This is a genomic window from Pandoraea aquatica, assembly GCF_902459565.1.
In the GTDB taxonomy this organism is placed as follows: Bacteria; Pseudomonadota; Gammaproteobacteria; order Burkholderiales; family Burkholderiaceae; genus Pandoraea; species Pandoraea aquatica.
This window is the reverse complement of record NZ_CABPSN010000007.1, coordinates 256,091-282,170: the sequence shown is the minus strand read 5'-3', so window position 1 is coordinate 282,170 and position 26,080 is coordinate 256,091. Positions and strand designations below refer to the sequence as shown.

The 26,080-nt window shown below is 62.5% G+C and carries 22 protein-coding genes and 1 pseudogene; 4 read left to right on the top strand and 19 right to left on the bottom strand.

Annotated features, from left to right (window positions below; translation table 11 throughout):
- Nucleotides 1–161: pseudogene (locus tag PAQ31011_RS21460) on the bottom strand (electron transfer flavoprotein subunit beta/FixA family protein); the annotation flags it as partial.
- 368 nt (nt 162–529) lie between these two features.
- Here PAQ31011_RS21460 and PAQ31011_RS21455 point away from each other — a divergent pair.
- A complete protein-coding gene (locus PAQ31011_RS21455) occupies nt 530–1,495 on the top strand; it encodes an alpha/beta hydrolase (protein WP_150577724.1) in 966 nt (321 codons plus the stop codon).
- Nucleotides 1,496–1,607: 112 nt separating this feature from the next.
- Complete coding sequence (locus PAQ31011_RS21450; RefSeq protein ID WP_150577723.1) at nt 1,608–2,402, top strand: ferredoxin--NADP reductase; 795 nt, start codon at nt 1,608–1,610, stop codon at nt 2,400–2,402.
- Nucleotides 2,403–2,452: 50 nt separating this feature from the next.
- Here PAQ31011_RS21450 and PAQ31011_RS21445 read toward each other — a convergent pair whose 3' ends face one another.
- Together PAQ31011_RS21445 and PAQ31011_RS21440 are read right to left on the bottom strand one after the other, a co-directional pair.
- Nucleotides 2,453–3,274 (bottom strand): enoyl-CoA hydratase, encoded by an 822-nt coding sequence (locus PAQ31011_RS21445; protein WP_150577722.1) that lies wholly within the window; start codon nt 3,272–3,274, stop codon nt 2,453–2,455.
- Between the two features lie 97 nt (nt 3,275–3,371).
- Nucleotides 3,372–4,295, bottom strand: a complete 924-nt coding sequence (locus PAQ31011_RS21440; RefSeq protein ID WP_150577721.1) for a histone deacetylase family protein — start codon at nt 4,293–4,295, stop codon at nt 3,372–3,374.
- Between the two features lie 605 nt (nt 4,296–4,900).
- On the opposite strand from PAQ31011_RS21440, the gene mltB reads away from it, so the two are divergent.
- Complete coding sequence (gene mltB / locus PAQ31011_RS21435; RefSeq protein WP_425495126.1) at nt 4,901–6,040, top strand: lytic murein transglycosylase B; 1,140 nt, start codon at nt 4,901–4,903, stop codon at nt 6,038–6,040.
- A gap of 109 nt (nt 6,041–6,149) precedes the next feature.
- On the opposite strand, the gene cysM is transcribed toward mltB, so the two are convergent.
- The 10 genes from cysM to cmk all read right to left on the bottom strand — a co-directional run bounded on the left by cysM (nt 6,150) and on the right by cmk (nt 16,202).
- On the bottom strand, nt 6,150–7,052 hold the full coding sequence (gene cysM, locus PAQ31011_RS21430) for a cysteine synthase CysM (protein ID WP_150577719.1): 903 nt from the start codon (nt 7,050–7,052) through the stop codon (nt 6,150–6,152).
- Nucleotides 7,053–7,169: 117 nt separating this feature from the next.
- Nucleotides 7,170–8,000: a ComEA family DNA-binding protein gene (locus tag PAQ31011_RS21425; protein ID WP_150577718.1), complete on the bottom strand. Its 831-nt coding sequence runs from the start codon at nt 7,998–8,000 to the stop codon at nt 7,170–7,172.
- A gap of 180 nt (nt 8,001–8,180) precedes the next feature.
- On the bottom strand, nt 8,181–9,185 hold the full coding sequence (rfaD, locus tag PAQ31011_RS21420) for an ADP-glyceromanno-heptose 6-epimerase (RefSeq protein ID WP_150577717.1): 1,005 nt from the start codon (nt 9,183–9,185) through the stop codon (nt 8,181–8,183).
- The gene (gene rfaE1, locus PAQ31011_RS21415; protein ID WP_150577716.1) at nt 9,182–10,171 is read right to left on the bottom strand and encodes a D-glycero-beta-D-manno-heptose-7-phosphate kinase; all 990 of its coding nucleotides are present in this window, start codon (nt 10,169–10,171) and stop codon (nt 9,182–9,184) included. The genes rfaD and rfaE1 overlap by 4 nt, the downstream gene beginning before the upstream one ends.
- A 17-nt stretch (nt 10,172–10,188) precedes the next feature.
- The gene (locus PAQ31011_RS21410; RefSeq protein ID WP_150577715.1) at nt 10,189–11,562 is read right to left on the bottom strand and encodes a UDP-glucose dehydrogenase family protein; all 1,374 of its coding nucleotides are present in this window, start codon (nt 11,560–11,562) and stop codon (nt 10,189–10,191) included.
- Between the two features lie 21 nt (nt 11,563–11,583).
- Nucleotides 11,584–12,759: a lipopolysaccharide assembly protein LapB gene (lapB, locus tag PAQ31011_RS21405; protein WP_150577714.1), complete on the bottom strand. Its 1,176-nt coding sequence runs from the start codon at nt 12,757–12,759 to the stop codon at nt 11,584–11,586.
- 63 nt (nt 12,760–12,822) lie between these two features.
- A complete protein-coding gene (locus PAQ31011_RS21400; RefSeq protein WP_039400068.1) occupies nt 12,823–13,116 on the bottom strand; it encodes a LapA family protein in 294 nt (97 codons plus the stop codon).
- 268 nt (nt 13,117–13,384) lie between these two features.
- Nucleotides 13,385–13,678 carry an integration host factor subunit beta gene (locus PAQ31011_RS21395; RefSeq protein ID WP_017232087.1) on the bottom strand — a complete coding sequence of 98 codons (294 nt, stop codon included), beginning with the start codon at nt 13,676–13,678 and terminating at the stop codon, nt 13,385–13,387.
- A gap of 12 nt (nt 13,679–13,690) precedes the next feature.
- Nucleotides 13,691–15,394, bottom strand: a complete 1,704-nt coding sequence (gene rpsA / locus PAQ31011_RS21390; protein WP_039400075.1) for a 30S ribosomal protein S1 — start codon at nt 15,392–15,394, stop codon at nt 13,691–13,693.
- A 112-nt stretch (nt 15,395–15,506) separates the two neighbouring features.
- Nucleotides 15,507–16,202, bottom strand: a complete 696-nt coding sequence (gene cmk, locus PAQ31011_RS21385) for a (d)CMP kinase (protein WP_217424881.1) — start codon at nt 16,200–16,202, stop codon at nt 15,507–15,509.
- A gap of 111 nt (nt 16,203–16,313) precedes the next feature.
- On the opposite strand from cmk, the gene PAQ31011_RS21380 reads away from it, so the two are divergent.
- Complete coding sequence (locus PAQ31011_RS21380) at nt 16,314–17,639, top strand: Nramp family divalent metal transporter (protein ID WP_150577713.1); 1,326 nt, start codon at nt 16,314–16,316, stop codon at nt 17,637–17,639.
- A gap of 97 nt (nt 17,640–17,736) precedes the next feature.
- Here PAQ31011_RS21380 and aroA read toward each other — a convergent pair whose 3' ends face one another.
- From aroA to gyrA, 6 genes are all read right to left on the bottom strand, one after another.
- The gene (gene aroA / locus PAQ31011_RS21375; protein WP_150577712.1) at nt 17,737–19,059 is read right to left on the bottom strand and encodes a 3-phosphoshikimate 1-carboxyvinyltransferase; all 1,323 of its coding nucleotides are present in this window, start codon (nt 19,057–19,059) and stop codon (nt 17,737–17,739) included.
- A complete protein-coding gene (locus tag PAQ31011_RS21370; protein ID WP_150577711.1) occupies nt 19,059–19,931 on the bottom strand; it encodes a prephenate dehydrogenase in 873 nt (290 codons plus the stop codon). Before PAQ31011_RS21370 ends, aroA begins: the two co-directional genes overlap by 1 nt.
- A 17-nt stretch (nt 19,932–19,948) precedes the next feature.
- A complete protein-coding gene (pheA, locus tag PAQ31011_RS21365) occupies nt 19,949–21,031 on the bottom strand; it encodes a prephenate dehydratase (RefSeq protein WP_150577710.1) in 1,083 nt (360 codons plus the stop codon).
- Between the two features lie 102 nt (nt 21,032–21,133).
- Entirely contained in the window at nt 21,134–22,246 is a 1,113-nt protein-coding gene (gene serC / locus PAQ31011_RS21360; protein WP_150577709.1) for a 3-phosphoserine/phosphohydroxythreonine transaminase, read from the bottom strand.
- Nucleotides 22,247–22,582: 336 nt separating this feature from the next.
- Entirely contained in the window at nt 22,583–23,170 is a 588-nt protein-coding gene (locus tag PAQ31011_RS21355) for a DUF2059 domain-containing protein (RefSeq protein ID WP_150577708.1), read from the bottom strand.
- Between the two features lie 141 nt (nt 23,171–23,311).
- Nucleotides 23,312–25,933: a DNA gyrase subunit A gene (gene gyrA, locus PAQ31011_RS21350; protein ID WP_150577707.1), complete on the bottom strand. Its 2,622-nt coding sequence runs from the start codon at nt 25,931–25,933 to the stop codon at nt 23,312–23,314.
- Nucleotides 25,934–26,080: the final 147 nt, after the last annotated feature.

The window sequence follows — 26,080 nt, the reverse complement described above, 5'->3', positions numbered from 1 at the left end:
ACGCCCGCTTCCTTCAGACGCACCGCCTCTTCCACCGCGATTTCGTCGAACGGATTCATCGACATCTTCACGTTCGCAATGTCGACGCCACTGCCGTCGCTCTTCACACGAACCTTTACGTTGTAATCCACTACCCGTTTGACCGGTACTAGGATCTTCATGAACTCGCTCCAAAGTTACGTTTACGTCAATCCGCTGCCATTATAACCACTCGGACAATGACGCATTATTTGCATATTTGCGGCATTTTGTGGCGAGCGTTCATGTGTCGCTTTCAATAAGCCACGGATGCACGATCCTTACGATCACGGCGCCGGAAGCAGGCCGGACGCGCTTACCCAGCGTCTCGCCACCCCGAACGATCGTGCTATTTTTATGCAAATCGTGACGCACAGCCAGTTTCCTCGTGGTGCGTTTCCTCTAGAGAATTCACCCCGGCGCAAGACGGCCTATGATCGAATGGCGCACCCGATCATCACTGTGCCGTCGCACGTACGACGGTCACCCGGCCAACGCGCCAGGAGGAGACATGACAACGCATTCGGAATCGCGCCTGCAAGCCAGCGACGGACTGATGCTCCACGTCCATAGCTGGTACCCGGACACCGACGGCGACACAGACATCCCACTGCGTGCCGTGGTTGCCATCGTGCACGGCATGGGAGAGCACGGCGGACGTTACGCACGTCTGGCGGCGCATTTCGCGTCGCTCGGCATCGCCACCGTCACCTACGATCTGCGCGGCCACGGCCGCTCGGAAGGCTCGCGCGTGTACGTCAATCGTTTCGACGAGTACCTCAACGACACCGAGATCTTCCTTACGCACGTGCGCACGACCTTCGGGCCCACGCCGCTCTTCCTGCTCGGCCACAGCATGGGCGGTGCTATCGCGGCGCTCTACACGATCACGCGCGCGCCCGCGAACGTGAGCGGCCTGATGCTCAGCAGCCCCGCCCTCGCCCCAGGAGAACCGGTCGCGCCGTGGATGGTGAAGGCCGGCCGATGGGTGTCGCGCTGGCTACCGAAAGTGCCCGTCTTCAAGATCGATCCGGCCGCCATCGCCCGCGACAAGACCGTGGTCGATGCGGCGAAGAAGGACCCGCTCAACGCCTATCGCGGCACGCCTGCACGCACCGCCGCCGAATTGCTCGACGCCATGGCGCGCATTCACGCCAACGCCGACGCGCTGCACTTGCCGCTCTACGTCTTCCACGGCACCGCCGACCGGCTCACCGCGCCGTGGGCGAGCGAACAGTTTCACGGTAACGCCGGGTCGCAGGATAAGACCCTCCGGCTGTATCCCGGTCACTTTCATGAAACGCTCAACGACCTCGATCGCGAGAAGGTGATCGACGAGTTGACTTACTGGTTGCTGGCGCACGTGCCGGAGACGGCCGCCACAAAGCGCAAGCACCCCCAGCCCATGACGCATGAACCACTCATGAGTGAGACATCGCAGGCAAAACCCGCCTTCGGGACGCACCACAGCCACTGACGAACGTCTTCGCGCGGCGGCCCCGGAACCCGCCTCGCGAACAGGGTCTCGTCACGTGATACCTCGCTGCGCGTTACACTGAAGTCGTGTGGAATTGCGAGGAGCCTCCGGCATGCAAGCGCAAACGACGCAGACGACGCAGCAGACGAAATACTCGCCGCAAACGGTCACCGGCATGCATTTCTGGACGCCGACGATCTTCAGCATCAAGACCACGCGCCCGCCCGGCCTGCAATTCACGGCCGGGCAGTTCGTGCGTCTCGGCCTACCGGGCGACGATGGCGAACTGATCTGGCGCGCCTATTCCTTCGTGAACTCGCCCGCCGAAGATACATTGGAGTTCTATGTAATTACGATCCCCGAGGGCAAGCTCACGCCCCGGCTTTCGGAACTCAAGGTCGGTGACGAACTGCTCGTCGACCACACCGCCTACGGCTTCCTCACGCTCGACCGCTTCACCGGCGGCGACGATCTGTGGTTACTCGCCACCGGCACCGGCCTGGCACCGTTCGTGTCAATCCTACGGGACCCGGAAGTCTGGCAACGCTTCAAACGCATCTTCGTCGTGCACAGTGTGCGATGGGAGCGCGACCTCGCCTATTACGAGGAACTCCGTCACTTTTCGCATCCAGACGTCGATCCCGCACTCGTCGACAAGTTGCACTTCGCGGTCAGCGTCACGCGCGAGCAAACACCCGGCGCGCTCTATGGACGCATTACGTCGTTGCTGGCTTCAGGGGAGCTGGAAAAGGCAGTCGGCGCGACGCTCGATCCCGCCACGTCGCGCATCATGGTCTGCGGCAATCCGGACATGATCAAGGAACTGCGCGCATGGTTCACCGACCACGGTTATGCGGTGAGCCGCACGGCAACGCCTGGGCCACTCGTGCTGGAAAAGCAGTGGTGATGACGGCTGGCCAGCATAGGTCAATCGGGGGCTGCGGGGACTGAGCGCGCTCAGTCCTTCGGCTTCGTCCACTCCGGCGGACGCTTCTCGATGAAAGCCTGCACGCCTTCGAGCGCGCACGCGTCCATCATGTTGCAGGCCATCGTCTGCCCCGCCATCTGATAAGCCGCTTCGATACCCGTCTCGGCCTGACGGTAGAACAACCCCTTACCCGCCGCCACCGCAGCCGCAGGCTTGGCAAGAATCGAGCGGCATAGCGCCGTCACCTCGCTGTCGAGACGCTCCATCGGCGCAACACGATTGATGAGACCGCGCTCGCAAGCCGTCTGCGCGTCGATGAAATCCCCCGTCAGCAGCATTTCCATCGCTTGCTTGCGCGTGAGATTGCGCGAGAGCGCCACGCCCGGCGTCGCGCAAAACAGACCGACGTTGATGCCCGACACGGCGAAACGTGCCGCCGACGCAGCCACCGCGAGATCGCACATCGCCACCATCTGACACCCCGCCGCCGTCGCGATGCCGTGCACGCGTGCGATGACCGGCTGCGGCATGCGCTGCATCGTCAGCATCACACGCGTGCATTGGTTGAACAGCGTGCGGTAGTAGTCGAGCGACGGCTCGGCGCGCATTTCCTTGAGATCGTGTCCGGCGCAGAATGCCGGTCCAGCAGCGGCTAACACCACGACACGCGCCGTGTCGTCGCGTGCGACATCATCGAGCGCATGTTGCAGCGCGTCGAGCATCGCTTCGGAGAGGGCGTTGAACTGACGCGGGCGATTCAGCGTGAGCGTGACCACGCCCCCCAGATCGCCTTCACCGCGCGTGACGAGTACCAGCGGCCCGGCGGCCGCAGTCGATTCCGATGACGTCATGTTGTCTCCTGTGCCGCCTCTGGCCCTTGCCCCGTTGCATCAGGAAACCGAGCGGCATCTCACATTCGTCGGACGCGCGCGACGCGCCGGGCTGCCGTCAGACGTCGGCGAGCACCTTCAGATGGGCCACGACGCTGCGGCCGAGCGCCGAGAGGTTGTAGCCGCCTTCGAGGCAGCTCACGATGCGTCCCTTGGCGTGACGATCGGCGATAGTCTTGACTTCCTTCGTCATCCACGCAAAGTCCGCTTCGGTCAGCCCGAGGCCGCCGAGATCGTCTTCACGATGTGCGTCGAAGCCTGCCGAGAAGAAGATCATCTCGGGACGGAACGCATTCAGACGGCCCAACCAGCCGTACTCGATGGCTTCGCGTGCGGCCATGCCGGACGTGCGCGCTTCGAGCGGAATGTTGAGCATGTTCGGCGCAGGATCGTTCGCGCCGGAGAACGGGTAGAACGGGTGCTGGAAGATGCCGCACATCAGCACACGCTCGTCGTTGCCGAACGCGGCTTCGGTGCCGTTGCCGTGGTGCACGTCGAAGTCGACGATCGCCACGCGCGACAACCCATGCACTTCGAGCGCGTGTGCCGCCGCAATCGCCACGCTATTGAACAGGCAGAAGCCCATCGCGCGCGTGGGGGTGGCGTGGTGGCCGGGCGGGCGCACGCTGCAAAAGGCGTTATCGAGTTCGCCACGAATGACCGCATCGGTTGCGGCAATCGCCGCACCCGCCGCCCGCGTTGCCGCGCGCCACGAGTACGGGTTCAGCAGCGTATCGGGATCGATGGGGAAGTACCCGGATTCGGGAATGTTGTCGCGAATGAAGTCGATGTGGTCTTGCGTGTGCACGAGCCGCAGGCTGGCCTCGTCGGCCACCGGGGCTTCACGGCGTTCGAGCAGACCGTCGATGCGTCCCGCGATCAACTGGTCTTCGATGGCGCGCAGCCGTTCGGGGCATTCCGGATGCCACTCGCCCATTTCGTGACGCACGCAATCAGGGTGCGTATAAAACCCGGTAGCCATTCGTTGTGTCGCCTATCGCTTCGAATCGTTATATTGGGACGGGCGGGGGATGCCCGCCGCGCCGTGGTCTCCACGTCCGGTAGCGGCCGGGCGCAGAGCCTGGCTCACGCCTGCGAAAATGTGCCGCAAACATCACACGACATCACCTGCAAACGCGTGCCGATAGCCGGCATCCCCCATGAACACTGTCACGGACAGTGCACAGGCCTTAAGGTATCACAGGTGCACTCGGTTATACTGCCAAGCAGTCTCCCAGCAGACCCGTGTCAGCCGGTAAGGGCCGATCTCCCGAAATTCGGGACGGCAGGAACTGGCATGAATGGTTGACGCTCTAGATGGCATCTCGCTTTGAGTGAGCACTTTGCGTCACTCGAAAGTGCGCCCATCGGCATCGATAGTCATCGATGAGAACGTCAACGCGACTAACGTGATTGCGGCCCAACCGTCGCATCGCATTCGGACTTCATACAGGCCTGACAGACAGCATGACATCACCGGTACGGATGTACGATTCTCTCCCGCTGGCGCAAGCGCGCCACGCTCGACCGGACACTGCGCGCCCTATCACTGCGGCGTCGCTCCGGCAATTTTCCCGTTCTTCAAATGTGGCTCGCGCATTCGGCTCATTCGGCGCTTTCGGCTCGCTCGGCATCGCGCTTTGCCTGAGTGCCTCGTTCGCGATGACGGCGCTCGTGAGTGTCGACGCACATGCGCAGACGCGTCCCAAGGCGGTCGCGCAGTCGTCGCAGACGGAGTTCGAGGAAGAAGTGGTGCCGCAACGCTATGCGGCGAACCCGGAAGTCGACGCGTTCATCAACGATCTCGTGGCACGCGACGGCTTCAATCGTGGTGAGCTTCAGAAGATCTTCTCGCGTGTCGTGTTCTCGCAGACGGCCGCACGCCTGGTCGCACCGCCCGCCACACCGGGCCAGAAGAACTGGACGAAGTACGAGAAGAATTTCCTCGACAACACCCGCATCAACGGTGGCGTGCGCTTCTGGAATCAGAATGCTGCGGCGCTCTCGCGCGCGGCGCGAGAGTACGGCGTGCCCGAAGAGATCATCGTCTCCATCATCGGCGTCGAGACGATCTACGGGCGCAACATGGGCAACTTCCGCACCATCGACGCGCTCACCACGCTGGCGTTCGATTACCCGCCCGCCCGCAACCGTTCCGAGCGCATGGCGTTGTTCCGCAAGGAGCTTGAGAACCTGCTGCTGTACGCGCGCGAGCGAAGCGTCGATCCGTTCAGCATCTACGGTTCGTATGCCGGTGCGATCGGCATTCCGCAATTCATGCCGTCGTCGATCCGCAACTACGCGGTGGATTACAGCGGCGACGGCAAGATCAATCTGACGACGGACGTGGCGGACGCCATCGGCAGCGTCGCGAACTTCCTCAAGCAGCACGGATGGCAGGCAGGTCAGCCGGTGGTCTGGAACATCGCCGGGGATCGCGGCAGTCAGGGGCTGGCCGAAGCTGGTGCCGACGGGCAACCCGAACCGCATTGGAAGCTCGGCGACTTCATCAAGGCCGGCATGCTGATGAACGAACCAAAGCTCGATGTGGGTGGGGCGCTCGACACGCCGGTGCTCATCGTCGATCTGCCGACGCCGGGACAAGCCACGCAGTACCGCATGGGCCTCACGAATTTCTACGTGCTCACGCGCTACAACCGAAGCTTCTTCTACGCGATGGCGGTGTACGACCTGGCCGACGCAATCAAGGCGGCACGCGCGCCGTAATCGCGGCCACATCTCAGATTGCAACGGCTTGCCGTCATCATGAAAAACGGGACCCTAGGGTCCCGTTTTCGTTGGCGGTGCCGCGATTCAATGGCGGCAGCGTGTCGGCTTATGCCGGGAACACGCCCGTCGACAAATAGCGGTCACCCCGGTCACAGACGACGAACACGATGGTCGCATTCTCGACCTCATGGGCGAGATTCAGCGCAATCTGGCAAGCGCCCGCTGCCGAGATGCCGCAGAAGATGCCCTCTTCCGCCGCGAGACGACGCGCCATGATTTCCGCTTCGGCTTGCGTCACGGAGATGGTACGGTCCACACGCGCACGGTCGAAAATCTTCGGCAGATACGCTTCCGGCCACTTGCGAATGCCCGGGATACGCGACCCTTCTGCGGGCTCTGCACCGATGATCTGCACAGCCTCGCTCTGCTCTTTCAGATATTGCGAGACGCCCATGATCGTGCCCGTCGTCCCCATCGCGGAGACGAAGTGCGTGATGCGCCCTTCGGTGTCGCGCCAGATTTCCGGACCGGTGGTTTCGTAGTGCGCCAGCGGGTTGTCCGGGTTGGCGAACTGGTCGAGGATGATGCCGCGTCCGTCGCGTTGCATCTGTTCGGCGAGGTCACGCGCGTATTCCATGCCACCCTTGACCGGCGTGAGGATGATCTCGGCACCGTAAGCGCCCATGCTCTGACGACGCTCGATGGAGAGGTCTTCCGGCATGATCAGGACCATCTTGTAGCCACGGATGGCGGCGGCCATGGCCAGCGCAATACCGGTGTTGCCCGAGGTGGCTTCGATCAGCGTGTCGCCCGGCTTGATGCGTCCACGCAGTTCGGCGTGTTTGATCATCGACAGCGCCGGACGATCCTTCACCGATCCCGCCGGGTTGTTGCCCTCGAGCTTGCCGAGAATCACGTTGTTGCGACGACGGACTTCGTCGTCGGGCAAACGCACCAGTTGCACCAGCGGTGTATTGCCGATGGTGTCTTCGATAGTCTTATAGGCCATTGCACTAAGCTTTTTCGGTCGGGAATCGAAACATTCTAATCCACCGGCCGTGACCGCGCTCAGGGTAAGGTCTCGCGGCCGGGTGGCGCATGGACGCGCACCCGGCCGCTGGCAACGTCAGAGCTTCGGTGCGCTCGCCGGTGCCGGTGCCTTGGCCTTCTTCGACTTGGACGGCTTGGCCGCGCTTGCGTCACCGCTTGCGGCGGCCGTGCCCGATGCCGCAGACGGTGCTGCGGCGGCCGCCCCCTTGGTGGTGTCAGCCTTGGCGTCCTTCGACTTCTTCGACTTGCTGGTCTTGGTGTCTGCCTTGGTGTCGGATGCGCCCGTCGTACCCGTTGCTACCGCGGCACCGGTCGCCGCCGGCAGCGGAGCACCCGGCTTGGCCGTCGCGGGGGCTGCGCCCGGCGATGCAGGCTTCATCGTCGTACCGGCGGCCGGGGTGGGCGTCGGCGTCTTTTGCGTCGTGGTCGCGGGCACCGGGGCGGCAGGCGTCACCGGCTTGGCAGGCGCTGCCGGTGGCGGTGCAGCGGGCGTCTGAGCGGCGGACGGTGCGGGCTTCGCGGGTGCGGGAGCCGGCGCAGGCGCTTGCGCGGCAGGCTTGGCCGGTACGGGGGCAGGTGTCGGCGCTGCGGTAGCGGGCGTCTTCGCTGGGGCCGCCGGAGCCGCTGCGGCCGCGCCAGCGCCCTGACCGTTGATCGTCATGCCTTCGGATTGAAGCGACGTCACGGACTTGGTGCCGAGGCCTTTGACGCGTTTGGCGACATCGGCCGCGTCCTTGTAAGGGCCGTGTGCGTTGCGCTCGTCGATGATTGCCTTGGACTTGACCGGTCCGATGCCCTTGAGCGTCTCAAGCTGCGATTGGTCGGCGGTGTTGATGTCGACGGCCGCCATTGCCAGGCCGCACAGGGTGAAGAAGGTAACAACCGCCAGCAAGAGTTTGCGAAGCATGATCTGTTCCTTGTAAGGTCACTCGGGCCAATGCCGCGGCGCACCGACACATCGGACATCCCTGACATCCCCGATACCCACTTAACGCCCCAGCGCCCGCTCGGATGACACGAGGGGGCACAAACGACAACGGGGAGCCGTCTGGCTCCCCGTCTGTGTTGCTCAACCGCCTACCGGCACTTACTGCGCCAGCAACCAGCGCACATAGCGCGAGACGCCCTCGCCCACCGTATAGAACGGCTGCTGATAGCCGCCGACCTGACGCAGATGGTCGATGTTCGCCTGCGTGAAGCACTGATACTTGCCGCGCAGGGCGTCCGGGAACGGGATGTACTCCACGAGGCCCTGCTTGACCATGTCGTCGAGCGACAGCGCCGCGTCGCCGGTCTCCGCGCGCAGCGTGTTGATCACGGCGACCGCGATGTCGTTGAACGGCTGCGCCCGGCCCGTGCCGAGGTTGAAGATACCGCTGCGCTCCGGATGATCGAAGAAGTGCAGGTTGACCTTCACGACGTCCTCGACCGAGACGAAGTCACGGCTTTGCGTACCAGCGGCATAGCCGTTGTACTCGCCGAAGAGCTTCACACGGCCGTTTGCGCGGAATTCGTTGAAATTGTGGAACGCCACCGAGGCCATGCGGCCCTTGTGCGCTTCACGCGCCCCATACACGTTGAAGTACCGGAAGCCCGCCACCTGACTCGGCAGCTTGCCGCCCGCGTCACGTATGGCACGACGCACGATCTGGTCGAACAGGAACTTCGAATAGCCGTAGACGTTGAGCGGCTTCTCGTACTCGCGCGTCTCCACGAAGGTTTCCGACGCACCGTACGTTGCCGCCGATGAGGCATAAAGGAACGGCACGGTCTGCGTCTGGCACGCCTCGAACAGCGCCCGCGTGTAGCGGAAATTGTTCTCCATCATGTAGCGGCCGTCGGTCTCCATCGTGTCGGAGCAGGCGCCTTCATGGAAGATCGCACGCACACGGCCGAACTCGCGACGTTGAAAGCGTGCGACGAAGTCCGTCTTGTCGAGGTAATCGCTGATTTCGCAATCGACCAGATTACGGAATTTGTCGGCGCGCGTGAGATTGTCGACCGCCACGATGTCGGTCTCTCCGCGCTCATTGAGGGCTTTGACGAGGTTGGCGCCGATGAAGCCCGCGGCGCCCGTCACGATGATGGTCATGTCAGCTCGGAAAAGAGTTCGTTGTAGTCGACGGTCGCCGTCCCCAGCTTGCCGACGACGATGCTGCCCGCTCGGTTGGCGAGCACCACCGCCTGCGGCAGCGGCAGCCCGGCCGACAGCGACGTGGCCAGCGTAGCGATCACAGTGTCGCCCGCGCCCGAGACGTCGTACACCTCGCGCGCCTGTGCCGGCACGTGGAGCGCGCCGCTTTCGGTAAAGAGCGTCATCCCCTCTTCCGAGCGCGTGAGCAGCAGCGCTTCGAGGCCGAGCGACTCGCGCAGGTTCTGGGCGCGCGACGTCAGATCGTCCTCCGAATGCCAGGCGCCCACGACTTGCTGCAATTCGGCGCGGTTCGGCGTGAGAATCGTCGCACCGCGATAGCGTTCGTAGTCGCTGCCCTTCGGGTCGACGAGCACCGCCTTACCGGCCGCACGCGCCGCTTCGATCATCGGCTGCACATGCGTCAGACCGCCCTTGGCGTAGTCCGAAAGCAGCACGACATCGTAGCTGGCAAGCAGTTGACGATATTGATCAAGCACCGCCAACAGCACTTCGCGCGCAGGCTGATTCTCGAAGTCGATGCGCAGCAGTTGTTGCTGACGCGAGACGATGCGCAGTTTGATGGTCGTGGCGAGATCGGCGTCGCGCGTGACGAATGCCGTCACGCCGCTGGCGTCGAGCATGTCGACGATGCGCTCGGCAGGTTCGTCCTCACCGAGGACGCACAGCAGCCCGGATTGTGCGCCGAGCGACGTCACGCCCAGCGCCACGTTCGCCGCGCCGCCCAGACGCTCTTCATTGCGCTTGACGTGCACCACCGGCACCGGCGCTTCCGGCGAAATGCGATTGACGTCGCCGAACCAGTAGCGATCGAGCATCACGTCGCCAACGATCAGCACGCGCGCGCGGCTGAAGGCCTCGCGAGGCACGTTGGGTACGCCCGGCGCCTGCACCGTGCGCGTGAGCGAAGTTGCCGTCGAAGTCATCCGTCGTTCCCCGAAGTTCAGGCCGACTGGCCCAGGCCACGACCGATGGCGTGGTACTCGATGCCCAGTTCTTCCATGGCTTCCGGCTCGTAGAGGTTACGACCGTCGAAGATCAGCGGCAGCGAGAGCGCCGTCTTCACCTTCGTGAAGTCCGGGCTGCGGAACGCCTTCCATTCGGTGACGATCACGAGCGCGTCCGAACCGGTCAGCGTGTCGTTTTGCGTCGCACAGAATTCGACACGGGCATGCGCGTCGGCATCGTCGGCAAAATCCAGCGCAATCACACGGCGTGCTTCTTCGAGCGCCACCGGATCGTACGCCCGCACTCGTGCGCCGCGACGCACCAGCTCGGCAATCACACGACGACTCGGTGCCTCGCGCATGTCGTCGGTGTTCGGCTTGAACGCCAGGCCCCACAGCGCGAACGTCTTGTCTTTCAGATCGTCGCCGAGGCGGGTCACGATCTTGTCGATCAGCACCGTCTTCTGCGTTTCGTTGACGGCTTCCACCGCGTCCAGAATGCGCAGCGGCAGGCCGTAGTCTTCGGCGGTGCGCACGAGCGCCTGCACATCCTTCGGGAAGCAGGAACCGCCGTAGCCGCAGCCAGCGTAGAGGAAGTGATAACCGATACGCGGGTCGGAGCCGATGCCCTGACGCACGTCTTCGATATCCACACCGACGCGGTCGGCCAGGTTAGCCAACTCGTTCATGAACGAGATGCGCGTGGCCAGCATGGCGTTGGCGGCGTACTTGGTGAACTCGGCAGAACGCACGTCCATGTAGAGCGTACGTTCGTGATTGCGGTTGAACGGCGAATACAGGCGCTTCATCATGGCGCGCGCCTGCTGACCGTCTGCATCGCCGTCCACGCCGATCACGATCCGGTCCGGACGCATGAAATCGTCTACGGCCGCGCCTTCTTTCAGGAATTCGGGATTCGAGACGACGGAGAACTTCACGTCGGCATTGCGCTTGGTCAGCTCTTCCGTGACAGCGGCGCGCACCTTGTCGGCGGTGCCGACGGGGACCGTCGATTTGTCGACGATCACCTTGAAGCTCGTGGCATAGCGGCCGATATTGCGTGCTGCCGCCACAACGTATTGCAGGTCGGCCGAGCCGTCTTCATCGGGGGGCGTGCCCACGGCGATGAACTGCACGTCGCCGTGCGCTACCGACGCTTCGACGTCCGTCGAGAATTGCAGACGGCCGGCCTCGCGGTTGCGAGCGATGACTTCCTGCAAGCCCGGCTCGTGAATCGGTACGCCGCCGTTGTTCAGGATCTCGATCTTGCGGGGATCGACGTCGAGACAGAACACGTCATTGCCGACGTCAGCCAGACAAGCACCCGTAACTAAGCCGACGTAGCCGGAACCGATGATGGTGATCTTCATGATATTGGGGTGTGATAAATCTTACGAAGCCGCCGGCACGTCGGCACGGCGCGGCGTATAGGTCTCCCAGCCGTTACAGCCGGGGCATTGCCAATAGAACAGGCGCGCACGGAATCCGCATTGGTCGCAGACGTAGCGCGGCAACGACTTGGTGCGCTGCGTGATGAGCTTGCCCATCAGTTGCAGGTCGGACTGCGTGTCGCCATGGGCCGTGGCGGCGTGCGCTTCGAGCAGACGCGCCATGCCCGGTGCGCTCGGCGCGCGATGCATTTGCTCACGCATCAGCACGAGCGCGGCCTCCGGACCTTCGAGCGAAACCGTCTTTTCGTAGACGATTTCCAGCAGATCGTCCGACGGATTCTTGCGCAGTGCCTCGCGCAACATCGCCAGCCCTTCAGGGGCTCGGCCCAGCGCTTCATACGCCTTCATGACGCGCTTGGCGGCCAGACCGAGATACATCGGGTTCTGTTCTTCGATGGTGCGCAACACACGCAGCGCGCCTTCGGCGTCACCGGCGGCGAGCAACATATCGCCGCGTAACAACGGGGCGCGCACGTTCGCCGGGTTGACCGCCATCGCAGCATCGAGCTCGTGGCTGACGGCCTCGACATCCTTGCGTTGCAACGCTTCCTGCGCCAATTCGCAATGGAATTGCGCGATTTCCTTGCGATACGAGACGGCCGGATCGAGATCGCTCAGCGTCTCGGCTTCCGCCAGCGCTTTACGCCACTCCTTCTCAATCTGATAGATCGTGAGCTTGGCGTGCTGCGCCGCTTTTGCGTACGCGCCAGTGTGCAGACGGCTGAACGCGTCTTCGGCGCGGTCGAGCAGACCTGCCTTGAGGAAGTCATGACCGAGTTCATAGAGCGCATGCTCCTGATCGGCTTGCGGCAGATCGTCTCGCGAGAGCAAATTCTGATGCACGCGAATGGCGCGCTCCGTCTCACCGCGACGGCGGAACAGGCTGCCCAGCGCGAAGTGCAGCTCGGTCGTCTCGGGATCGAGCTTGGCGACTTCGATGAAGGCGTCGATCGCCTTGTCCGGCTGTTCGTTCAGCAGGAAATTCAGGCCGCGGAAATAGGACGCCGGCAGATTGCGGCTTTCCGAGAGCAGGCTGCGCAAATCCAGTCGCGCGGCGACCCAGCCACAGCCGAAGATCACGGGGATGGCAAGTAGCCACCAGACCTCGAATTCCATGAATACGTGTTGTCGTTGAAACAGTCGATGAGGATGGCGAGTATCGCGCGCCGCGGCTTCGCCTTAAACCGGCGGCAGCATCGGCGGCTGATCGCTCGCTTCGGGTTCCCGCTGGGCACGGGCCAGATCGCGTCGCGTGCGGCGCAACTCAAGGCGCTGACGCATCAGACTCGGCAACGTGGCGAGCACACCGATGACGCCACCGACCACGAAAAACGCCAGGCCGATCATGATGAGCGGCGCCGTCCACGTATGCCCCAGGAACAGGTTCAACGTGACCTCGCCCGTGTTGGCGAGCGCCAGGCACAGCAACACCACGAATACGATCAGACGAACGATCCAAACAATCAGCTTCATGCCGAAAGGCTCCTGCGGCAGGATTGCCGTATGTTTTGCGACTTGAGCCAACCTGAAGTGACGACGGCGAGACGACGACTGCGTCGAAGCCCCCCGCGCACCGGGCCGGCACGTGCGCGTATTGTACCGGATGTGCCCTCTGAGGCGTCGTTCCTGCAAATGCCTTCACATTTCCGGCGCTTGTCCGCACTCGCGGAACGTCGTCGAACGCCGGAGACAAAAAAAGCGCCCGAAGGCGCTTTTTTTGCGTAGTAGATCCCAAAGGGCCTTATTGGTCCGACGCCTTGTGATCAACCCGCTCTCGCAACTCCTTGCCCGGCTTGAAGTGCGGCACGAATTTCTCCGGCACCATCACTTTCTCGCCCGACTTCGGGTTGCGGCCGACGCGCGGTGGCCGACGGTTGAGCCCAAAACTACCGAATCCGCGGATTTCGATTCGATGACCGCGCGCAAGCGCATCGGCCATCGCGTCGAGAATCGTCTTCACCGCGAAATCGGCATCCTTGAGCACCAACTGGGGAAACCGCGCCGCCAACTGGTTGACCAATTCAGACTTGGTCATAGGCCTTGGACCTTACTGATTCTGGCTGTCCAGCTTGGCCTTGAGCAGGGCACCGAGGTTCGTGGTGCCGCTCGCTGCCGAGCTATCCGACGACATCTTGCTGATCGCTTCCTGTTGCTCGGCCGAATCCTTGGCCTTGATCGACAGGTTGATGTTGCGCGACTTGCGATCGATGTTGACGATCATTGCGTTGACGGCTTCGCCTTCCTTCAGCACGTTACGGGCATCTTCCACACGGTCGTGCGAGATTTCCGATGCGCGGAGGTAGCCTTCGACGTCGTCGCCCAGCGAAACGACAGCACCCTTCGGATCGACAGCCTTGATGGTGCCGTCAACGATCGAGCCCTTGTCGTGGATCGCCACGAACGTGTTGAACGGGTCGCCTTCGAGCTGCTTGATACCCAGCGAGATGCGTTCCTTCTCGACGTCGATGCCCAGAACCACGGCTTCGACTTCGTCGCCCTTCTTGTACTTGCGAACAGCTTCTTCGCCGGCTTCGCTCCACGACAGATCCGAGAGGTGGACCAGGCCGTCGATGCCGCCAGGCAAACCGATGAACACGCCGAAGTCGGTGATCGACTTGATTGCGCCCTTGATCTTGTCGCCCTTCTTGAAGTTGCGCGAGAAGTCATCCCACGGGTTCGGCTTGCATTGCTTCATGCCGAGGCTGATACGACGACGGTCTTCGTCGATCTCGAGCACCATGACTTCGACTTCGTCGCCCAGCTGGACAACCTTGGTCGGAGCAACGTTCTTGTTGGTCCAGTCCATTTCCGACACGTGAACCAGGCCTTCGATGCCCGATTCCACTTCGACGAACGCGCCGTAGTCGGTGATGTTGGTGACCTTACCGAACAGGCGGGTGCCTTGCGGGTAACGGCGAGCAATGCCTTCCCACGGATCTTCGCCGAGTTGCTTAACGCCCAGCGAGACGCGGCCCTTCTCTTGATCGAACTTGAGGATCTTGGCGGTGACTTCCTGGCCAACCGACAGAACTTCGCTCGGGTGACGCACACGACGCCATGCGATGTCGGTGATGTGCAGCAGGCCATCGATGCCGCCGAGGTCGACGAACGCGCCGTAGTCGGTGATGTTCTTGACCACGCCCTTGACGATTGCGCCTTCCTTGAGCGTTTCGAGCAGCTTGGCGCGCTCTTCACCCTGGGTGGCTTCGATCACGGCACGGCGCGACAACACGACGTTGTTACGCTTGCGGTCGAGCTTGATAACCTTGAATTCGAGGGTCTTGCCTTCGTACGGGGTCGTGTCCTTGACCGGACGCGTATCAACCAGCGAACCCGGCAGGAATGCACGGATGCCGTTGACCATCACGGTCAGGCCGCCCTTGACCTTGCCGGTAATCGTACCGGTCACGAGGTCGCCCGATTCGAGGGCCTTTTCCAGTTGCAGCCACGAGGCCAGACGCTTGGCCTTGTCGCGCGACAGCACGGTGTCGCCGTAGCCGTTTTCCAGGGCGTCGATCGCCACGGAAACGAAATCGCCGGCCTGAACTTCGACCTCGCCCTGATCATTCAGGAATTCTTCGATGGGGATGTACGCTTCGGACTTGAGGCCGGCGTTGACGACCACGAAGTTGTGGTCAACCCGAACGACTTCTGCGCTGATGACTTCACCAGCACGCATGTCTTGACGGGAGAGCGACTCTTCGAAAAGCGCCGCGAAAGATTCGTTGGTCGAGGTTTGCAGGTCGGACATAAAAGTGGATTACGCCGCTGACGTCCGTCTTCCGAGGGGGTTGACGCTAACGTACAACGGTTGGGTTAAAGGTTAGACAAAGCCAGGCCGGGTGACTGCATGAAACACCCGGTCAGGCGCCTTGCGGGTACTGCACTTGCGCGAACCATTCGAGCACCTGAGCCACCGCCTGATCGACGTTGAGCCCCGATGTGTCGAGTACCCGCGCACCCTCTGCAGGCCTTAGCGGCGCTTCGGCACGGGTACGATCCCGCGCATCACGCGCCTCAAGATCCAGCATGAGACTGTCTATGTTAGCAGAAAATCCTTTTTCTATCAATTGCTTATACCGCCTCTCGGCACGCGCCTGTGGCGTGGCGGTCAAAAAGACCTTCAGATCGGCTTCCGGGAAGATCACCGTGCCCATGTCGCGGCCGTCCGCCACAAGGCCCGGCGCGGTCTTGAAGCCCCGCTGGAGCGCCGTGAGCGCCTGGCGTACCGCCTTGTGCACCGCAATACTCGACGCCCGATTGCCGATCGCCTCCGCACGAATCGCGTCGGTCACATCCTCGCCGGCCAGCCAGATCCGCTGATCGCGAAAACGCACGTCGAGCGTCTCGGCGAGCACCGCCAGTGCACTGACGTCGTCCGGATCGATCCCGTGGCGTGCGCTCGCCAGCGCGGTCAGCCGGTAAAGCGCCCCGCTGTCGAGGTAATGAAAGCCCAGCTCGTCGGCGACACGGTGTGCCACCGTGCCCTTGCCGGATGCCGTCGGGCCATCCACCGTAATGACCGGAATCGAGTCGTCCACCACCGTCAAATCAGGCATCCCTTCGTCTCTGTCTATTCAACACATTAAAAAATAATACTTCCCATCCAAATAATAATGATTATCATTTAGATACAGACGCTCTGTGCGCCGCCGGAAGATGTCACTGCCATGCAAAGCCGCGATTATCCCTTAGCTGGCCCCGAATGGGTGCCGCCGCCCGATCAGCAAAACCGTACGCCGCGTCGCGCGCAGCGGTGGATGGGGTTTGCCGGGGCGGGAACGCTGATCGCCGTCGGCTATATGGATCCGGGCAACTGGGCCACGGCAATTGCCGGCGGTGCCCGCTATGGCTATACGCTGCTGAGCGTTGTGCTGCTCTCGAGCGTCATGGCATTGTTGTTGCAATGGCTGGCTGCGCGCGTGGGTCTGGTGACCGGACGCGATCTCGCGCAACTCTCACGTAGCCAGTATAGCCGTCGCACCTCGTTGGCGTTATGGGGGCTTTGCGAGATCGCGATCATTGCCTGCGATCTCGCTGAGATCATTGGTAGCGCAGTCGCGTTGCAACTGCTGTTCGGCCTGTCGTTGCCCGTGGGCGTTGTGCTCGCCGGAGCCCTCGCGTTCGCGATGCTCGGGCTGCAAGGCTTTGGGCAGCGACGCCTCGAAGGTGCCGTCGCCGCATTGATTCTGCTCACGGCGGGTTGCTTCGCTGCGCAACTGGCGCTCGCGAATCCCGACTGGGGCGCCGCTGCGGCCGGTCTCCGGCCGCGCAGCGAGATCGTGGCGCAGGCTGGCATGCTCTGGCTCGCCACCGGCATTCTCGGCGCGACAGTCATGCCCCACAACCTCTACCTGCACTCGGCACTACTTCGCATGCGAGGCGAAGCCATGCCCGAGCGCACGCCTGCGGCCATGCACCGCGCACTCCGCACGACACAATGGGACACCACGCTCTCGCTCGGCTTCGCGTTCCTGATCAACGCCGCGTTGCTGATCCTGGCCGCTGCCGTCTTTCATGCCAGTGGGAACACGTCGGTGGAGTCGCTCGGCGACGCGCACAAGTTGCTCGCGCCACTGCTCGGCAACCAATGGGCCGGGGTGATGTTCGCGGTCGCATTGCTCGCCTGCGGCCTGAATTCGACGGTGACGGCGACGCTCGCCGGGCAGGTCACAATGGAGGGCTTTCTGAATCTGCGCATGAAGCCGTGGCAACGTGCGCTCATCACGCGTGCGTTGGCGCTTGTTCCTGCGCTGTTGATCGTCGGCCACGGCGGAGAAGCGCAGACGACGAACCTGCTGATCTTCAGTCAGGTCGTTCTGAGTCTGCAATTACCGTTCGCCGTGATCCCGCTCGTACGGTTTGCCGGTGACGCGAAGCTCATGGGCCAATGGCGAGTACGCGGGCTGCTGCTTGCGAGCGCTTGGCTGATCGCCGGCGCGATCGTCGCCCTCAATGGCGTGCTGCTCTGGCAAACGGTGACCGGACAAGGATGAGGGCACCGATGAAGGCACGGATGAGGCTGACGTCGCCGAAGCGGTACGCCTCAGCGACGATTCAACCCGCGACAATCATGGACACCCCATCCGACTGTCAGGACGCGACGCGTGCGAACTCCGCGAAGTACGTCGGGAATGTCTTGGCGACGCATTTCGGATCGTTGATGGTGACCGGCACGCCGCCTAGACTCACGAGCGAGAAGCACATCGCCATCCGGTGATCGTCGTAGGTGTCGATCGCGGCATTCGGCGTCAGCTTCGCCGGTGGCGTCACACGCAGGTAGTCCGCGCCCTCTTCCACCGTCGCACCGACTTTACGAAGCTCAATCGCCATCGCGGCCAGCCGATCCGTTTCCTTCACTCGCCAACTTGCCACATTGCGCAGCGTCGTCGTACCGTCCGCGAACAAGGCCGCGACGGCAATCGTCATCGCTGCATCGGGAATGTGATTGAAGTCCATGTCCACGGCGCGCAGCTTGCCGGAGGGCGTGTCGATGCCGTGCACCTCGATGGCGTCGTCGAACATCGTGACGCGCGCGCCCATTGCCGCCAGTGCGTCGACGAAACGCACATCGCCCTGCATGCTGTCACGCCCCACACCTTCAACGCGCAACGGCCCGCCGCCGATAGCGCCGGCCGCGAGGAAGTACGACGCCGACGACGCATCGCCCTCAACGCGCACCTCACCCGGACTCCGGTACTTCGCACCATCGGCGTCCGCAGCAGGCAGCGTGAATCGCGACCAGCCATCCTGACGCACGTCGATCCCGAATCGACGCAGCAGGCGCAGCGTGATGTCGATATACGGCTTCGAAATCAGCTCGCCCTCGACTTCCACAACGTTCTCACCGGTCGCGGACGGCAACAGCGGCAACGTCAGCAACAGCGCCGTCAAGAACTGACTGGACACATCACCGCGCACGCGAATCGGTGCGGCAGGCGCGATCACTTCCGCCGGTTTGATATGCAACGGCGGGTATCCCGGATTCCCGAGATAATCGATCTGCGCGCCAAGTTGACGCAATCCGTCCACCAGATCGCCAATGGGACGCTCGTGCATCCGCGCCACCCCCGATACCTCGTAGTCGCCATGGCTGAGCGACAACGCTGCCGTCAACGGACGAATCGCCGTGCCCGCGTTCCCCATGAACAGCTTTGCGGCCTTCACGGGGAACACACCGCCACAACCCTCGACGATGAAATCGCGCGAGTCGCCGACCTGCGTCCACTTGACGCCCAGCGCTGCGAGCGCGTCGAGCATGACCTGCGTGTCGTCAGACGCCAGCAGCTCACGTACGTGCGTCGTACCGCGCGAGAGCGCCGCGAGCAGCAACACGCGGTTCGAGATACTTTTCGAGCCGGGCAGACGAAGCGTGCCTTCGGCGTGGCCGTACGGGCCGAGATCAAGCGTTTCCATTACTTTTCCTGTTGCTTAGCCCAATCCGTTCGCGCCTGACTGGTGCGAGCGAACACGGCCTCGAGACCGGCACCGTCGCCGGCATCGATCAATTGACGCAGCGCGCCGAGGGTGGCGACATAGCCGTCCAACTCAGCGAGCAGCGCGTCGCGGTTGGCGACACAGATGTCGCGCCACATCTCCGGGTTCGACGCCGCAATACGCGTGAAATCCCGAAAACCACCGCCAGCGAATCCAAACTTCAGCGCAGCATCCGGTGCTTCGAGAATCTGCGCGATCAACGCATACGACAGCACGTGCGGCAAATGACTGACCGACGCGAAAACACGATCATGCTGCCGCTCGGTCATCTCCGAGACGCGCGCACCGGTCGCTTCCCACATCGCCCGCACGCGTGCGACATCGTCCGCGCGATTGGCCGGCTGCGGGCACACCACGACCCGACGGTCGCGATAGAGGTCGACCTTGGCGGCGTCGACACCGGACAGCTCCGCACCGGCAATCGGGTGCCCAGGCACGAAACGCCAAGCCTCGTCGCCCAGCGCTTCCTGCGCGGCGGCGACCGCATCCGTCTTGGTGCTGCCGGCATCGGTCACGATCGTCTCGCCACGCAGATGCGGACGAATGGCCGCGAGCAGCGCCGGCGTCTGCGCGACGGGCGCGGCGAGCAGCACGATGTCCGCCCCCGAGACCGCGTCCGCCATCGACGTAGCCGCCCGGTCGATCACGCCAAGCTCGCAAGCGCGGGCGAGCGAGGCTTCGGTCCGACCAACACCTACGACCTCGCTCACTGCGCCCGCGGCTTTGAGCGCGCGTGCCAGCGAGCCGCCGATGAGTCCGACGCCGCAGATAACAAGTTTATTAAGACGCATGATGGCCCGCCTGTCGTTCACGCGGAACGCGGGTACGACCCGAGCACCTTGCAGTAGGCCGCATTCTGACGAAGCGCCTCAAGTGCCTTCGCGACGTTCTCATCGTCGCGATGCCCTTCGAAGTCGACGTAGAAGTAATACTCCCAGGTGCCACTCTTCGCGGGACGCGATTCGAAACGCGTCATCGACACGCCGTTGTTCGCCAGCGGTTCGAGCAACGCCACCACGGCACCGGCACGGTTCGGCACGGAGAGAATCAACGACGTCTGATCGCGGCCACTCGGCGCCGGGTCCTGTGTCCCGACGACGACGAAACGCGTACGGTTATGCGGATCGTCCTGCACGTGCGAGAACGCGATTTGCAGTCCGTACTGCGTCGCCGCCGATTCGCCGGCAATCGCCGCGATGGACGGGTCGGCTGCCGCCATGCGGGCGGCTTCGGCATTGCTCGACACCGCCTGACGCTCAAGCTGCGGAAAGTGCGCCGTGAGCCAATGCTGGCATTGCGCGAGCGACTGCGCATGCGAGCAGATACGCGTCACGCCGTCGAGCGAGCCGGAGCGCGACATCAGGTTGTGATGAATCGGCAGCGCCACTTCGCCACCGATCGTGAGCGGGCTTTGCAGCAGCAGGTCCAGCGTGCGCGACACGACGCCTTCGGTCGAGTTTTCGACGGGCACGACGCCGAAATCGGCACTGCCCGCTTCGACAGCGCGGAACACTTCGTCTAGCGACGGGCACGGCAGGCCCTTCACGCTCTGACCGAAATAGGACAGGGCCGCTTGCTCACTGTAGGTTCCCGCCGGGCCGAGATAAGCCACGGTCATCACCTTCTCCAGCGCGCGGCTGGCCGACATGATTTCGCGCCAGATAGACGCGACATTGTCGCCATAAAGCGGGCCGTCGTTAGCTTGCTGCAGACGCGAAATCACCTGCAATTCGCGCTCGGGCCGGAACACCGGTGCGCCGAAACGCTTTTTGACCTCACCCACTTCGAGGGCAACGGCCGCACGTTGATTCAACAGCTTGAGCAGCTGCGCGTCGATGGCATCGATTTTCTCGCGCAAGGGGCGCAGCGATGCGTTCAGATCGTCTTCCATGGAGCTTATTGTCTTCTTGCTATGTGACATGGTCAGGCAACTCCCAGCGCGACGTTCTCAATTGCGTTGAGGAACACGCGTCGCACTGGCGATGTGCCCTCGTCAGCCGTGGCTGCGCTCGAATTCGCGCAGGTAGTCGACCAGTGCCTCGACGCCGGCAAGCGGCATTGCGTTGTAGATCGAGGCGCGCATGCCACCCACGGACTTGTGGCCCTTGAGTTGCAGCAGGCCGCGCTCGCGAGCGCCGGCCAGGAAAGTTTCGTTCAGTGCATCGTCGCTCAGGAAGAACGGCACGTTCATACGTGAGCGGCAATCCGGCGCGACCGATGTGCGATAGAAGCCACTGCTGTCGAGATACCCGTACAGTAGATCGGCCTTCGCCTTGTTCGCCGCTTCCATTGCCACCAGACCGCCCTGACGCTTGAGCCATTGGAACACCAGACCGGCAATATAGATGGCGTACGTCGGAGGTGTGTTGAACATCGAATCGTTCTCGGCCACGATCTTCCAGTCGAAAGCGCTCGGCGTGAACGGCAGCGCGCGACCCAGCAGATCATCGCGAACGATGACGACGGTCAGCCCCGACGGGCCGATATTCTTCTGTGCGCCGCCGTACATCACACCAAACTTCGACACGTCCATCGGGCGCGAAAGAATGTGCGACGAAACGTCGGCGACCAGCGGCACGTCCGGCAAACCGGCCGCCGCCAGATCGGGCGTCCAGAAATACTCGACGCCATGAATGGTCTCATTCGTGCAGATATGCACGTACGCCGGATCCTTCGAAAGCTTCCACTCGTCCACTTTCGGCAAGCGGGTGAACTTCTCGGCCTCGGTACTCGCGGCAATGTTGACGTCGCAATACTTTCGCGCTTCTTTCTCCGATTTGACGGACCACGAACCGGTCACCACGTAATCGGCCGTGCGGCGCTCATGGGCACGTGCACCGCCCAGCAGATTCATCGGGATGATGGCGTTCTCGGCGAGTGCTCCGCCCTGCATGAACAGGATGCGGTAATTGTCCGGGACAGCCAGCAGTTCGCGCAGATCGGCTTGCGCTTGGGCCAGGATGCTCATGAACTCACGACCGCGATGGCTCATCTCCATCACGCCCATACCGGCACCGTGCCAGTCGAGCATCTCCTCGGCCGCCTGAGTGAGGACCTCGGCCGGCAACGCAGCCGGGCCGGCGGAAAAATTGAAAGCGCGCGTCATATTGGATTTGCTGCAGTAAAAGTGAAACGCAAGCCGGCGGAATTCGACCCGTGCGGCTTGCGTTTCACATCTTGGCTGGATTCGCGCGATACCTCGTGATATCCCGCGATGTATCCGATGATTCGTCAGCGGCTGCGGCAAAGACTCACTATACCGCCAGTTAGGCATTCGGTGCGGGCCCCCGTCCCAATTCAGACGCCGACCGACCGCCTCTCGGAATGATCCGATCCGAGGTTAGATCGCCTCGCGGGGATACCCCTTCAAACGCAAAATGGCCGTTTGCGATCTCTCGCAAACGGCCATTATCCGGCAATCCCCGAAGGGACTGGCCGAAATTTACTTCTTGGCCGGAGCCTTCGGTGCCGACTTGGCGGCTGCCGCGATTTCGGCGTCAGCTTGCTTGCTGGTCGCGTCGATCGATTGCGGCATGTACTTCTGCATCAGACCGCCAACGACTTCCTGGCCGACCTGATCCTGCACCTTGATGTACTTCTGGCCGACTGCGCTCTTGTAGAAAGCGGTCAGACCCTTGATTTCGTCGGTGGTGTAGAACTTGCCGTAAGCGTTGTATTGCGCTTGCACAGCGTCGTTCTTGAAGGCGTCGGTCGTGAAGACCTTACCAGCGCCGTCAACCAGCTTTTGCACCGAATTTTGTTGCAGCGTCGGCACGATAGCCTGCTTCTGCGCGTCGCTCAACGTCTTGTTCTCGACCAGTTGGCGCTCGAGGACTTGCGGGGCCAGTTGCTTCGCCTGACCTTGTGCACCTTCGCCGATCGCGCTAACGAGCTTGTTCGAGTCGATGGCGTCCAGCAGTTCCTTGATGGCTGCCTTCTTATCCGCGTCAAGCGGAGCGCTCTGCTGAGCCATTGCCATTGCCGGTGCTGCGAGCAGCAGCCACATCCACTTCTTGACGTTGTGTTGCATAGTAATAGTCACTCCAAAGTTCGTCGGCCTTCGCTGACGATAAATAGATGCATCCTCGCCTGGGCACTTCACTGCATCGGGCCAGATTCTACTGACTTTTCGGGGCAATGCACCCCTAGATTACATCGAGTTACGCCGGTATTACTCCGTGACATCCGCTTCCGGCGTCTCATCGTCGCCTTGTGCGTCGCCATTTTCGGCAACTTCCGCGTCGGACTCAACGATGCGTTGCAGACCCGAGAGCGTCGTACCTTCGTCCAGGCTGATCAGCGTCACCCCTTGCGTGGCGCGACCCATTTCGCGAATCTCCGAGACACGCGTGCGGATCAGCACCCCACCGGTCGTGATCAGCATGATCTCGTCATCCGGATCGACCAGCGTTGCAGCAACCACGCGGCCGTTGCGCTCGCTCGTCTGGATCGCAATCATACCCTTAGTGCCACGGCCGTGGCGGGTATATTCCGTGATCGAAGTGCGCTTGCCGTAACCGTTCACGGTGGCCGTCAGCACCGACTGCTGCTCGTTCTCCGCGACCAGCAGCGCAATGACTGTCTGACCGTCTTCGAGCTGCATCCCACGAACGCCACGCGCCTCGCGTCCCATCGGGCGCACGTCGTTCTCGTCGAAGCGCACGGCCTTGCCAGCGTCGGAGAACAGCATGACGTCGTGGGCACCGTCGGTAATCGCCGCGCCGATCAGCACGTCGCCGTCGTCGAGATTGACCGCGATGATGCCCTTCTTGAGCGGACGGCTGAAGGCCGCAAGCGGCGTCTTCTTGACCGTGCCCAAGCTCGTTGCCATGAACACGAAGCGATCTTCCGTGTACTCCTTGACCGGCAGCACAACGTTGATCTTCTCGCCGTCCTGCAACGGGAACATATTGACGATCGGACGGCCACGCGAGTTCCGCGAACCCTGCGGCACTTCATAAACCTTGATCCAATAGACGCGGCCACGGTTCGAGAAGCACAGGATCGTGTCGTGCGTGTTCGCGATGAACAGCGTGTCGATCCAGTCGTCGTCCTTCGTGGCAGCCGCCTGCTTGCCGCGACCGCCGCGCTTCTGCGCACGGTACTCGGACAGCGGCATCGACTTGATGTAACCCGAATGCGACAGCGTCACGACCATGTCCTGCGGCGTGATGAGGTCTTCGGTATCGAGTTCGGTCGCGTTGTGTTCGATGGTCGAGCGGCGGGCGTCGCCGAACTCGGCGCGCACGGCCGTCAGCTCTTCGCTGATGATGGCCGTCACACGCGGCGGGCTGGCCAGAATGTCGAGCAGGTCGGCGATTTGCGCCATCACTTCCTTGTACTCGGAAACGATCTTGTCCTGCTCCAGACCGGTCAGGCGTTGCAGACGCATCTGCAGAATTTCCTGAGCCTGCGTCTCCGACAAGCGGTACAGCCCGTCCGGCTGCACGCCCACGGCAACGTCGAGCCCTTCCGGACGGTAAGCCGCCAGGCCACCCTGCGTTTCGGTCTCGGCGCGCGCCAGCATTTCACGCACGACCGACGAATCCCACGACTTCTCCATCAACGCGGCCTTCGCGATCGGCGGCGTCGGCGCAGCCTTGATGATCGCGATGAAGTCGTCAATGTTAGCGAGTGCTACCGCCAGACCTTCGAGCACGTGGCCGCGCTCACGGGCACGACGCAGCTCATAGACAGTGCGGCGAGTAATCACTTCGCGGCGGTGCGCCAGGAAGTGCACCAGCATTTCGCGCAGGTTGAGCAGCTTGGGCTGGCCGTCGACCAGCGCCACCATGTTCATGCCGAACGTGTCTTGCAGCTGCGTGTGCTTATACAGGTTGTTCAGGACAACCTCGGGCACTTCGCCGCGCTTGAGTTCGATCACGACACGCATACCGCTCTTGTCGGACTCGTCGCGAATGTCGGAAATACCTTCCAGACGCTTTTCGTTGACGAGTTCGGCAATCCGCTCGAGCAGTGAGCGCTTGTTAACTTGATACGGCAGTTCGTCGACGATGATTGCCACGCGCTGGCCGCGATCGATGTCTTCGAAGTGCGTCTTGGCGCGCATCACCACACGGCCACGGCCGGTGCGATAGCCTTCGCGCACGCCGGAGATGCCATAGATGATGCCAGCGGTCGGGAAGTCCGGCGCCGGAATGATCTCGATGAGCTCGTCGACGGTCGCTTCCGGGTTCTTCAATACATAGAGGCAACCCTCGACGACTTCGTTGAGGTTGTGCGGCGGAATGTTGGTCGCCATACCCACAGCAATACCCGACGAACCGTTGAGCAGCAGGTTCGGGATGCGCGCGGGCAGGATCAGCGGTTCCTTTTCGCTGCCGTCGTAGTTCGGTCCGAAGTCGACGGTTTCCTTGTCGATGTCGGCGAGCAGCTCGTGACCGATCTTGGCCATACGAACTTCGGTGTATCGCATGGCGGCGGCGTTGTCGCCGTCGACCGAACCGAAGTTACCCTGGCCGTCGACCAGCATGTAGCGCAGCGAGAACGGCTGCGCCATGCGAACGATGGTGTCGTATACAGAGGCGTCGCCGTGCGGGTGGTACTTACCGATGACGTCACCGACGATACGCGCGGACTTCTTGTAAGCCCGGTTCCAGTCGTTGTTCAGTTCGTGCATGGCGAACAACGCGCGGCGGTGAACTGGCTTCAGGCCGTCACGCACATCCGGCAATGCGCGGCCGACGATCACGCTCATGGCGTAATCGAGGTACGACCGCCGCATTTCTTCTTCGAGCGAAATCGGGAGAGTTTCTTTGGCGAACTGATCCATTATCCGTGTCTATCAAGCCCTAATCGCGATAGGCGGCTGCCGGCGATATGATCGTGCGATTCTAACATGCCCGTCATAGGCATCCGAAACGAGCGTGATGCGATGCACAAGAGACGTCTGGCACGCCAAAACGTCAAACAAGGGAAA